Annotated in this window: 10 protein-coding genes; 6 read left to right on the top strand and 4 right to left on the bottom strand. The window is 65.6% G+C overall.

The window, feature by feature from the left end; translation table 11 throughout:
- The coding region (locus K8I61_13810) for a hypothetical protein (GenBank protein ID MBZ0273109.1) at positions 1–855 on the bottom strand (855 nt) is incomplete at its 3' end.
- Between K8I61_13810 and K8I61_13805 the strand changes: the two genes are divergently transcribed.
- Entirely contained in the window at positions 761–1,159 is a 399-nt protein-coding gene (locus K8I61_13805; protein MBZ0273108.1) for a branched-chain amino acid ABC transporter permease, read from the top strand. The genes K8I61_13810 and K8I61_13805 overlap by 95 nt on opposite strands.
- A 36-nt stretch (positions 1,160–1,195) precedes the next feature.
- On the opposite strand, the gene K8I61_13800 is transcribed toward K8I61_13805, so the two are convergent.
- Positions 1,196–2,962 (bottom strand): hypothetical protein, encoded by a 1,767-nt coding sequence (locus tag K8I61_13800; GenBank protein ID MBZ0273107.1) that lies wholly within the window; start codon positions 2,960–2,962, stop codon positions 1,196–1,198.
- Positions 2,963–3,247: 285 nt separating this feature from the next.
- On the opposite strand from K8I61_13800, the gene K8I61_13795 reads away from it, so the two are divergent.
- From K8I61_13795 to K8I61_13785, 3 genes are read left to right on the top strand one after another with little or no spacing between them, the layout of a single operon-like run.
- Complete coding sequence (locus K8I61_13795) at positions 3,248–4,225, top strand: branched-chain amino acid ABC transporter permease (protein ID MBZ0273106.1); 978 nt, start codon at positions 3,248–3,250, stop codon at positions 4,223–4,225.
- Positions 4,226–4,232: 7 nt separating this feature from the next.
- Positions 4,233–5,105 carry a branched-chain amino acid ABC transporter permease gene (locus K8I61_13790; GenBank protein MBZ0273105.1) on the top strand — a complete coding sequence of 291 codons (873 nt, stop codon included), beginning with the start codon at positions 4,233–4,235 and terminating at the stop codon, positions 5,103–5,105.
- A 13-nt stretch (positions 5,106–5,118) separates the two neighbouring features.
- On the top strand, positions 5,119–6,576 hold the full coding sequence (locus K8I61_13785) for an ABC transporter substrate-binding protein (GenBank protein MBZ0273104.1): 1,458 nt from the start codon (positions 5,119–5,121) through the stop codon (positions 6,574–6,576).
- Between the two features lie 324 nt (positions 6,577–6,900).
- Here the strand turns inward: K8I61_13785 and K8I61_13780 are convergent, their stop codons facing one another.
- Positions 6,901–8,067 (bottom strand): Fic family protein, encoded by a 1,167-nt coding sequence (locus K8I61_13780; GenBank protein ID MBZ0273103.1) that lies wholly within the window; start codon positions 8,065–8,067, stop codon positions 6,901–6,903.
- Between the two features lie 406 nt (positions 8,068–8,473).
- Here K8I61_13780 and K8I61_13775 point away from each other — a divergent pair, with 406 nt between their 5' ends.
- A complete protein-coding gene (locus K8I61_13775) occupies positions 8,474–9,265 on the top strand; it encodes an ABC transporter ATP-binding protein (protein ID MBZ0273102.1) in 792 nt (263 codons plus the stop codon).
- Positions 9,258–10,025, top strand: coding sequence for an ABC transporter ATP-binding protein (locus K8I61_13770; GenBank protein MBZ0273101.1), 768 nt, complete (start codon positions 9,258–9,260; stop codon positions 10,023–10,025). The genes K8I61_13775 and K8I61_13770 overlap by 8 nt, the downstream gene beginning before the upstream one ends.
- A 286-nt stretch (positions 10,026–10,311) precedes the next feature.
- Here the strand turns inward: K8I61_13770 and K8I61_13765 are convergent, their stop codons facing one another.
- A complete protein-coding gene (locus tag K8I61_13765; protein MBZ0273100.1) occupies positions 10,312–10,815 on the bottom strand; it encodes a hypothetical protein in 504 nt (167 codons plus the stop codon).
- Positions 10,816–11,121 lie beyond the last annotated feature (306 nt).

The following is an 11,121-nucleotide window of genomic DNA, read 5'->3' as shown; positions in this document are numbered from 1 at the left end:
GGCGTCGCGCAGGAGCCGCGTTTCGTGCATCGGCCGACAGCGTAAGAGGATGATCGAGCCGGCGGTCGCCATGACGTGCACTCCGGCCAGTGCCACGAATCCGAGCGCCCATAGCTCGTAGGGCTTCTCCCCGGATTGTTCGGCGGTGCCGCGCAGCAGTTGGGCGAGATCGTCGAGGCCGCCGTTCGCCGCCGGCACGAACCCGGCCAGGATCCACGCCGCGGAGAAAGCGATCGTGGACGCGAGGCTCCGTTGCCGCCCGAAGAACAGGTCGGCGTACACGGCGGGCAAGACAAAGAGCGCGATGAAATGGAGATGGATGGCCAGCGCAAACAAAAGCCCGGCGGCGGCGGCGTGCGGCCAGGCGGCGGAGGGCGTGCGCGCCCAGCGCCACGCGACAAAGATGACCGGCGCGAGGATGAAAAGGGCAGTCGAGTTCTCGGCGATCATGAGGACGGGCAGGGGTTCGGCGGCGAGCGCCATGACGGAGACGGCGCGAAGATCCTCGGGGACGTGGCCGCGCAATCCCCGCCAAAAAATGAGGACGGCGAGGAGGTGGCCGGCGGCCTGAAGGGCGACGAGGCCCCACAGGGGGACGCCGAGCGCATACGGGATGGCGTGCAGGCGGGCGTGAAGCCATCCGAATTTGACATCGACATATCCGAGTCCGATGTATCCCCATTGCGGATCGCCGGCCGCCCGAAGATCGAACTGGTCGATGATGTCGGGGAGCGATCCGATTTCGTAGTCGCCAAAGCCGATGAGATGGAACGCCCACGTGATCGCCAAAACAAGCAGCGCGGCGGCAAGGCCGCGTAACTCCTGTCGTCGATCCTCGATAGGCACGATGGTCATTTCGCGCACTATCGTCCGGAACGACGAGCGAGGGAATCGACGCGCCGATCGGCGCGCCGCCGCGTCCACGGGCGTGAACCTGACCTATTACAAGACGCTGGCGTTCGCGGTGAGCGCGTTTTTCACGGGCCTGGCGGGCTCGATGCTGGCGCATTCGACGGGCTTCATCGCGCCGGAGAACTTCGACCTGTTCCTGTCGATCAAGCTTCTGGCGATGGTCGTCGTGGTCGGGCTGGGATCGATCCTCGGGTCGGTGCTCGGCGCGACGCTTCTGACGATCGTGGAGCAGACGCTCTCGCGGTGATGGAGTACGTGGGGGCTTCGTCGAAGGAAAGCCCGCCTACAAATCGCGGACATCCCGCGATGGGGACGCGCCACGAGGCGTGGCGTCCGGCGACCGGATGAGCCAGGCGCCGACCGGCGCCGAATTCAGGCCCGTGTGGATGAGGGCGACCTGTCCGTGCGAAAGGCTGATTAGGGCCTGTGCGTATCGTTCGTTGTCCAGCAGCGCGAGGTCGGACAAGAACGGCCGGAGGGCGCGGGCGTGCCTGCTCGCGAGACAAGGGGCACAAGCCTCCAGGGAGGCGTCGCGCGTGCCGAGGACGGTGAAATCGGCGGGGTCGGCGCCGCGCGCTTCGATGGCGACCAGCCGGTAATCGCCAGGGACGTGTTGCGGCAGGGCGACGGCATAGACGGCGCGCCCCGTGTCCGTGGGCACGGGCGCCACCGGGAGCGGCATCTCGATGGGCCAGAGCGTCGCGGCGCGCGCGGGGACGCCACCGGCCGTTCCGGGCGGAGGGACGACGACGGCCACGAAAATCGTGGGGGGATGGGCCAATCGCGGCTCACCGAGATTCCAGCGCCGAATGGCGTTCAGCGTTCCGGCCTCGGCTCCGGCAAAGACAAGGGGTTCGTCCGGGTGCGCACCGCGCATAACCCTGGCCACGTCGAGGACTTTTTGCACCTGAGGGGACATGTCCAGCGTGTGGAGGCGATCCCCGATGGTCCGCGCGTCGGCGGAGGTGTAATCGATGAAGACGGCCATCATGTTGATCGAAAGGTAACCCGCCGCGAGGGATGCGCCCCACGCGATCCGGGGCGCCGCCGATCGGGAAAGGATGCGGGCCAGCAGGACGACGCCGGCACCGACAAGGATGGCGCGGGGACCGGCGGCGACAGCGAGGCGGCGGGGGTCGAATGCCTCGTAGCGGGAGTGCAGGACGGATGGGAGGATCGTGACGGCGAACCACGCGAGAGCGTCGCGGACGACGACATTGCCGCGCCATGTGCGATCGCGGATCGCGGCGCCGACTCCCACGAGCGCCACGGCGTGGTAACTGAGCGCGATGACGGCCACCGCGGCCCATCGTGTGTGCGTCGCGCCGGAAATCATTTCGCCGGAGTACGACGCGAGCCCGGCGGCGGCGGCAAGGCCGCCATACGCCGCGGGCAGCAGGCCGGGAACAAGCCAGGCGGCGGTAAAGACGGCGGTGTGGCGCAGGCGGGCGTGATCCGCGCCTGCGAGCAATTCGAGATACAGCAGCGGCAGGATGAGCAGCGTGATGAAATGGATGTGGAGGCCGAGCGCGAACGCGAGTCCGGCGAGCGCGTGGGAAGCGACGTTCGGCCGCCGGCGGGCGCGACGCCAGGCGACGAAAAGCAGCGGCGCGACGATCAGCAGCACGTTGTTGTTCTCGCCGACGAGCAGGATCGGCTCGGGCGCGGCGGCGAGTGCGAACGCGCTCGCGGCGTGCAAATCCGGGGGCAGAAGATCGCGCGCGCCGCGAACGAATGCCGCGACGACGACGAGGTGCAAAAGGAGCTGAAGCGCGAGCAGCCCGTGCGTCGTGACGCCGATCGACTGGAGCGAGGCGGCGACCCGATAGAAGGAGCCAAAGGATATGCCGGATTCGCCGACGAGGGTCGCGGCGCCGGTGTGACCGTGTCCCGGATCGCCATAACCGAAATCGTCCAGGTCGATGAGGCCATTGAGGTTGGCGCCGCCGAGCGCGAACACGTGCAGCGCGGCGCTGAAGGCCGCGACGGCGAGCGCAGCGGTGAGCAGGCGGACCTGGGGGATCGGTTGATTGCGCGCCGCGGCATTCATCGGAACATGATCCCGCGTGGTTCCGGCCGGCGTAATCGGGGACGCTCGAGAGAACGGCCTCAGGCAAAGCTCGAGCCCCAGGCCCATTGCCCGATCGTGCAACCGGGCGATGGATGATGCGGAAATCAGGGATACGATGCCGCGCCGGCCGCCGGAGCCGACGCCGCCGTATCCGGGCTCGGGTGATGACGCTCGCCGTGCCGGGGTTCTCGCCAAACGCAAGGACACTCGTTATAAACGTCGCTTCGCCAAACGCTTTTCGACGCAAACCCGGGGAGTCGCTCGATGGACATGAAGCTGTCCCATGCGGAAGACGTTCGCGTTTTCCGGTCGGCGAGCGGGTTTGTCTCGTTTTGCGTGCTGGCGGCGTTGCTTGTCGTCGCGCCGCTCGTCTTGCCGGGCTACCGCATCAATCTTCTGAACACGATCGCGATCTACGTCGTCGTGGCGCTGGGGCTGAACATCCTCGTCGGCTACACCGGGCAGATCTCGCTTGGGCACGCCGCGTTCCTGGCGATCGGCGGATACGTGTCCGTGCTGCTCGTGGCGCGGGGCGCGCCGTTTCTTGCCGCGATGATGGCGGGCGGCGTCGTCGCCGCGGCGTTCGGATTTTTGCTCGGCCTGCCGGCGCTGCGCATGGAAGGGCCGTATCTGACGATCGCGACGCTGGGCTTTGGCATCGCGACGCAGCAGATCCTCGGCCGGTTCGATTTCACCGGCGGGCACATGGGGCTGCACACCGCGCCGCTTTCGATTTTCGGCATCGAGCTTCGTACGGACGCCGGACGGTACGCGCTGATCGTGCCGATCGCGGTGCTGTGCGTTCTGGCGGCGTACAACATCACGCGATCGCGGGTGGGGCGCGCCTTCACGGCGGTGCGCGACAGCGACGTGGCCGCCGCGTCCACGGGCGTGAACCTGACCTATTACAAGACGCTGGCGTTCGCGGTGAGCGCGTTTTTCACGGGGGTCGCGGGCTCGATGCTGGCGCATTCGACGGGCTTCATCGCGCCGGAGAACTTCGACCTGTTCCTGTCGATCAAGCTGCTGGCGATGGTCGTCGTGGGCGGGTTGGGATCGATCCTCGGGTCGGTGCTCGGCGCGACGCTTCTGACGATCGTGGAGCAGACGCTCTCGGGGTATCGCGAGGCCGCGGCGATGATCTTCGGCGCGGTGATGATCGCGGTCGTATTGTTCGAGCCGCTGGGGCTAAGGGGGCGGTGGCTGAAGATCAAGATCTACTGGAAGACGTGGCCGTTTTGAGGGACGCATGTTCTGGCAGCTAGTCGCCGGCGGATTCGCGATGGGGAGCCTGTACGCGCTCATCGCGCTCGCGTTCGTGCTCGTCTACAAGACGAGCGAGGTCATCAACTTCGCTCAGGGCGAGATCGGCATGGCGGCGACGTTCGTCGCGTGGATGCTGATGACGCGCTACGACATGAGCTTTGGCCTCGCGCTCGCGGGGGCGATCGCGTTCGCGGCGTTTCTGGGGGCGGGATTCGAGTTCGCGGTGCTTCGCCGCGCGGACAAGCCGACGCTGCTCGGCCTCATCGTCCTGACGCTCGGGTTCGAGATGATCCTGTACGCCGGCGCGGGGATGGTGTTCGGCACGGACGTGAAGGCGTTCGAATCGCCGATCTCCGAGACGACGACCTACGAGTTCGCGGGGGTGGTCGTCAATCAGCTCGAGGTGGTCATCATCGCGGTGTCGCTCGTTCTGATGGCGCTGTTGTTCGCGTTCTTCCGCTTCACGCGGCTTGGGCTCGCGATGATGGCGACCTCGCAGAATCCGACGGCCGCGCGGATCATGGGCATCCGCGTGCCGCGCGTGCACGCGACGGCGTGGGCGATCGCGTCGATGCTCGGCGCGGTGACGGGCGTCTTGATCGCGCCCAAGACGCTGCTTGATCCGAACATGATGATCGCGCCGATGCTCAAGGCGTTCGCGGCGGCGGTGCTCGGCGGGCTGACGAGCCTGCCGGGGGCGGTGATCGGCGGGTGGATTCTCGGCATCACGGAAAACCTCTTCGGCGGGTACGTTTCGCCGGAGTTCAAATCGAGCTTCGCGTTTCTGGTCATCGTTCTGGTGCTGTGCGTCCGGCCAAGCGGCCTGTTCAAGACGCACCGAAAGAAAAAGGTTTGAAGGAGGCCTCATCATGACTTTGCGTTCGCGTTTGGGGATTGCGTTGTGCGTGTTGTCGATCGCGCTATTGGCCGCGGCGTGCCAAAGCGAAACCGTGCCGGCGCCGCAGGCGCCCGTGCCGGTGGAAAAGCCCGATGTGGAGGGCGTGACGGACACGGAGATCCGCATCGGCACGTGGGCGCCGCTGACGGGCCCGGCGTCGCCGTACGGCATCCTCGCCAAGTCGCTCGAGGCGTATTTCGCGAAGATCAACGCCGACGGGGGCATCCACGGGCGCACGGTCAACCTGATCGTCCGGGACGACGGGTATCAGCCGACGCGGACGCTCGCGGCGGTGAAGGAGATGGTGGAGAAGGACAAGGTTTTCTGCTTCGCGTCGGGCGTGGGTACGGCGACGGGCATGGCGGTGCGCGATTTCCTGGACGAGCGGAAGAAAGTGTGGGTCGGCCCGGCGACGGGATCGAGCGCGTGGACGGACCCGGTGTCGAAGTACCGCTTCGCCGTGTACCCGACGTACACGACGGAGGCGACGCTTTTGACGGGCTACGTCGTGGGGCAACTCAAGAAAACGAAGCTCGCGATCTTCTATCAGAACGACGCGTTCGGTAAGGAAGGCGTGGACGGCATCAAGACGGCGGCCTCGGCGGCGGGCGCCGAGGTGATCGCGGAAGTGGCGCACGAGGTGACGGACACGGATTTGTCGAGCCAGGCGCTCAAGCTGAAGCAGTCGGGCGCCGAAGCGGTGATGCTTTGGTCGACGACAAAGGCGGCGGCGACGATCGTGAAGGAGTGCGCGAAGATCAAGTTCAAGCCGCAGTTCGCGTCGAGCTCGACGGTGGCCGATCCACTGATGTTCGCGCTCGCGGGGGACGCGTGGAACGGCACGGTGCTCGCAAACTGGATGCCGCTTCCGGACGAGGAATCGCCGGGCATGACGTGGTACCGCGAGGCGATCGGCACGTCCGAATCGCTGAAGCCCGGCAACTTCACGATGGCGAGCATGGCGCTCGCGGAGCCGCTCGTGGAGGCGCTTCGCCGCGCGGGCCGCGAACTGACGAACGAGAAGCTCATCGACGCGCTGCACTCGCTGAAGGATTTCGACGGGATGTTCGTGCAGAACGTGAGCTTCTCGGAGACGGACCACCAGGGGGTGGAGTCGATCTACGTCATGCAGGCGCGGGACGGGAAATACGTGCGCATCGCGGACTGGCTTGCGATGCCGGCCTCGGGCGCGAAGACGGCCGAACAGGAAAGCGCCGAGGCGAAGGAGGCGATCGGCGAAGCGGTCAAGGAATCGGGCGAGGCGATCGGCGCCGCGGCCGGGAAGGCGGCCGCGGAGTTGAAGGAGGACGCCAAGGACGCGGCGGCCGAAGCCGGGAAGGCGCTTGACGCCGCGGCCGAGAAGGCGAAGGAGGAGATCGCGGACGCCGTCGCACCGGACAAGGACAAGGAGAAGGAGAAGGACGAGTGAAGAAAAGGCCGGAAGGCTGAAAGACTGGAAGGCTGAAAGGCTGAAGGGTCATCGCAAATCGCAAACGCCCGTTCGCCGGTCCATGATGTCCATTCGGTCCATGACGTCCGTTTTTTCCAATGCCTTTCGACCCGCTCCCTGATGGTCGCGGTTCGTCGTTCGGGCGCGGGTGCGGCACGGGAACCGTGATCGTCGAGAGGCGTATTCGATAAGAAAGGACGCTTGATTTTCAAAATCGAAAAGAAAGGGTTCTTTATTAGCGAAAATGAAAAGAAGGACATCTTTCGCGGGGCGCGAATCGTTCGCGTCCCTTTTTTTCGCGGATTACAGATCGGTGCCGGCGCGCAGGCGATCGAGATAGGCCTTGTAGGCGAAGATGCGATCGCGCTTGCGTCCGGAGGTTTCGCGAAGGATGCCGGCGTCGACGAGCGCGGCGATCGCCTTGGTGGCCGTGGGGCGGGTGGTGTCGAGCAACGTCATCACGCGCGCGACCGTGATGATCGGACGCGAAGGCAGCCGTTCGAACAGGCGCGCGGAGTACACGGATGCGGACGGCGTATCGAGCATGCGCGCGCGATCGCGGGAAACCAGGGCGACAAGTTCGGTCGCGCTGTCGCTGGCCTCCCGGGCGATGGTCACGACGCCTTCGAGAAAGAATTTTGTCCAGCCTTCCCAGTCGCCGTCCGTGCGCACGGCCGATAGCCGATGGTAGTACTCGGCGCGATGGCGCTTGAAGTAGACGCTGAGGTACAGGAGCGGCTTGGAGAGCAGCCCCCAATGCTCGATCAAAAGCGTCACGAGCAGGCGGCCGATGCGTCCGTTGCCGTCGAGGTAGGGATGGATGGTTTCGAACTGCACGTGCGCGAGCCCCGTGCGCACGATCGGCGGGAGAGCGTCGTCGGCGTGGATGTACTTTTCGAAGTCCGAAAGCGTTTCTCTGAGCCGGTTCGGCGGCGGCGGAACGTGCACCGCGTTTCCCGGCCGCGTGCCTCCGATCCAGTTTTGCGTTCGGCGGATTTCGCCCGGCTGCTTGTTCTTGCCGCGCACGCCGCGCATCAGCCGCGCGTGGGCGCCGTTCAGAAGACGCATCGAAATCGGCAAGCCGCTTTTGCGCCGCAACTCGCGGCGGGCGAACGTGAGGGCGCGCAGGTAATTCAGGACCTCGCGCGCGTCCTCGCCGCCCAACGGCTCCGGGTCGGCATGCGCCTCGTATTCGAGCACATCGATGAGCGTGGCCTGCGTGCCTTCGATTTGAGAGGAGGTCACGGCTTCCTTGCGGTCGAAGCCGTATATGAACCAATCGACGGAGGGAACGATTTCGGCGGTGAGGTCGAGATGGGCCAGCGCGATTTCGGCGTCGCCCAGAAGGCGGCGCGTTTCGTCGTCGAGCGCGAGCGGCGGTTTCGCGGGCGGTAGGGGGCGCGGAATGAACGCGCGCACGTTCTCGCCGCCGACGACGGCGCGTTCGATTGTACCGGTCACGCGGGGCATGATGGCTCCATGCCGCGATCGTCGCGCATCGAATTTCGAAAGTAAAGAATTCTTTCTTTTCGATTTCGAAAGTAAAGAATCCTTTCTTTTGGAAAAACGAAACGAAGGAATTCTTTCGTATCGCAATGGGCTTGGCCGGTTACAAAACACGGCAAAGGAGAACGGGCACGGGCACGGGAATAGTTTGGAAGTCTGGAAGTCTGGAAGTCTGGAAGTCTGAAAGGTTGTCGCAAATCGCAACCGTCCGTTCGCCGGTCCATGATGTCCATTTTGTCCGTTGCCTTTCGACCCGCTCCCTGATCCTTCGCTCGCGCTCAGAACAAGCTCTCGCGGTTCGTCGATCGGGCACGGGCACGCGCACGAGAGGGATAGGGGGCGGGATGCGTTTGGGGTATAAGGCTCGTTCATGTCATTTCTGACGGTCGAAAATCTGGGCATCGATTTCGGCGGCATCCACGCGCTCAAGGGCGTGAGCTTTGCCGTCGAGAAGGGCGAGATCTTTTCGATCCTCGGGCCGAATGGCGCGGGGAAGACGACGCTGTTCAACTGCCTGAACGGCATCTACAAGCCCGGAAGGGGGCGCGCGATTTTCGACGGCGCCGACATCACGGGCATCGCGCCGCACAAGGCGGCGCGGCTCGGCATCGCGCGGACGTTCCAGAATATCGAGCTGTTCACGGGCATGACAACGATGGACAACCTGCTTCTGGGCCGGCATCTGCACATGAAGACGGGCGTGCTTGCCGCAGCCGTGTTCGGGCCGGGCGTGCGCCGCGAGGAGATCGCGCATCGCGAGGAGGCCGAGCGCGTCATCGATTTCCTGCACTTGCAGGCGGTGCGCGACGTGCACGTCGGCGCGCTTCCGTACGGCAAACGCAAGCTCGTGGAGCTCGGGCGCGCGCTCGCGATGAAGCCTCGGATGCTGCTTCTGGACGAGCCGAGCGCGGGGATGAACCACGAAGAACGCACGGACATGCGCCACTGGATCCGCGACATCCGCGACGAGCTCGGCGTGACATGCCTTCTGGTGGAGCACGACATGACACTGGTGATGAGCGTGTCGGACCGCGTGCTGGTGCTGGATCACGGGGAGGCGATCGCCTGCGGGACGCCGGAGGTCATTTCCGCGGACCCGGCGGTGGCGGCGGCGTATCTGGGCACGGACGCCGCGGGTGCGGAGGCGGCCATAGATGCTTGATGCGCAAAACATCGAGACGCTCTACGGCAAGATCGCGGCGCTGCGCGGCGTGTCGATCGAGGTGAAACAGGGCGAGATCGTGTCGATCCTGGGCGGCAACGGCGCGGGCAAGACGACGACGCTTGCGACGATCATGGGGCTCATCGAGGATCAGCCGGAAAAGGGGACGATCACGTTCGAGGGCGAGCGCATCGACCGGCTGGACACGGACCGCGTGGTGCGCAAGGGCATCGCGCTTGTGCCCGAGGGGCGGCAGGTGTTCGGCGAGTTGACGGTTGCCGAGAATCTTCGGCTTGGCGCGTACGAGCGGCGCGACCGCGCGGGGATCGCGCGCGACCTGGCGCGCGTTTACGAGTGGTTTCCGCGCCTCGCGGAGCGCAAGAAGCAGGAGGCGGGCACGATGTCCGGCGGCGAGCAACAGATGCTCGCGATCGGCCGGGGGCTGATGGCCGCGCCGCGGCTTTTGCTGCTCGACGAGCCGTCGCTTGGACTTGCGCCGGTGCTCGTCGCGGAGATTTTCCGCATCATCCGGATGATCAACGAAAACGGCGTGACGATTCTGCTTGTCGAGCAAAACGCGAACATGGCGCTTTCGGTCGCGCATCGCGGGTACGTCATGGAAGGCGGGCGCATCGTGCTTTCCGGCACGTCGGCGGAACTGCGCGCGAACGAGGACATCCGCGAATTTTATCTGGGCCGCCCCCACAAGACGAGCGTGAAAGGCGAGAGCCGGTACAAGCGGAAGAAGAAATGGCAATGAGAATTGGGAATTGGGAATGCGGAATTGGGAATGGAATCGCAGTCATCCCAAGCGTTTCGTCGTCGTCATCCTGAGCGAAGCGAAGGATCCGGCTCGCCCCTGATGACGGCAACGCGTCTTCCGGGACGGGGCCAGATCCTTCGGTTCGCTACGCTCGCCTCAGGATGACGAACCCCGCTACGCTCGCCTCAGGTTGACGAACCCCGCTACGCTCACCTCAGGTTGACGAACCCCGCTACGCTCGCCTCAGGATGACGGGCACTCGGCGCGGCCTTGGGATAAGTTCCTACTCGAACGACGGCAGGCGGCGCTCGAACTTGTGCAGGAAATCGCGCGTGACGGCGAACAGGGCGTTGTTGAGCGCCTGGCCGGCGGGCGGGTTCTTGAGGTAGCTGCCCGCGATGTGGACCTTGCCGCCGAGCGGCTCGACCGTCGCCGTTTCGCGCGGGCCGACGCGGCCGATGCCCTCGATGAGGATACCGAACTCCCGGCCGTCGCGCGCGCGGCGGATCGTGACGTCCACGCTGATGGTGGACTGCGTCGTTTCCATTTCGATCAGGGCGTTGGACGGCGTGACGACAAGGTCATAGCCGCCGGCGGGCGCGCGATCGACGACGCTCGCGGTGCGCACGACAAGGCCCGCCGCGTCGGCCACGCCGCGCGCGATCGCGTCGCCGATGGCGGCGGCGAAATTGGCCGGCACGTTTTTCGACGACGCCACGAGATTCGGATCGCGCACGACGGCGACGGTCAGGTTCGCGCGCGCGGGGGCTTTTTCGATCTCGGTCATTCCGATCGGCGCGCCGACCTGCATGGAGGGCCCGCAGCCGGCGATGAGGAAGACGAGGAGGAGGTTTACCGCGAAGGCGCAAAGAGCGCGAAGGGAACGCGGATCACGCGACAGGGGATTGTCACCCTGAGCGAAGCGAAGGGTCTCGCTTGTTAGCCACGGAGATCCTTCGCTCCGCTCAGGATGACAACCGCTCCGCTCAGGATGACAACCGCTCCGCTCAGGATGACAACCGCTCCGCTCAGGATGACAACCGCTCCGCTCAGGATGACAACCGCTCCGCTCAGGATGACAACCGCTCCGCTC

Source organism: bacterium (assembly GCA_019912885.1).
Lineage (GTDB): Bacteria > Lernaellota > Lernaellaia > JACKCT01 > JACKCT01 > JAIOHV01.
This window is presented reverse-complemented; position numbering and strand designations above follow the sequence as displayed.

Excerpts from the sequence above, each read along its gene's own strand:
- K8I61_13805 (MBZ0273108.1), top strand. The coding sequence starts at position 761 with ATGAGATGGAACGCCCACGTGATCGCCAAAACAAGCAGCGCGGCGGCA.
- K8I61_13800 (MBZ0273107.1), bottom strand. The coding sequence starts at position 2,962 with ATGAATGCCGCGGCGCGCAATCAACCGATCCCCCAGGTCCGCCTGCTC.
- K8I61_13795 (MBZ0273106.1), top strand. The coding sequence starts at position 3,248 with ATGGACATGAAGCTGTCCCATGCGGAAGACGTTCGCGTTTTCCGGTCG.
- K8I61_13790 (MBZ0273105.1), top strand. The coding sequence starts at position 4,233 with ATGTTCTGGCAGCTAGTCGCCGGCGGATTCGCGATGGGGAGCCTGTAC.
- K8I61_13785 (MBZ0273104.1), top strand. The coding sequence starts at position 5,119 with ATGACTTTGCGTTCGCGTTTGGGGATTGCGTTGTGCGTGTTGTCGATC.
- K8I61_13780 (MBZ0273103.1), bottom strand. The coding sequence starts at position 8,067 with ATGCCCCGCGTGACCGGTACAATCGAACGCGCCGTCGTCGGCGGCGAG.
- K8I61_13775 (MBZ0273102.1), top strand. The coding sequence starts at position 8,474 with ATGTCATTTCTGACGGTCGAAAATCTGGGCATCGATTTCGGCGGCATC.
- K8I61_13770 (MBZ0273101.1), top strand. The coding sequence starts at position 9,258 with ATGCTTGATGCGCAAAACATCGAGACGCTCTACGGCAAGATCGCGGCG.
- K8I61_13765 (MBZ0273100.1), bottom strand. The coding sequence starts at position 10,815 with ATGACCGAGATCGAAAAAGCCCCCGCGCGCGCGAACCTGACCGTCGCC.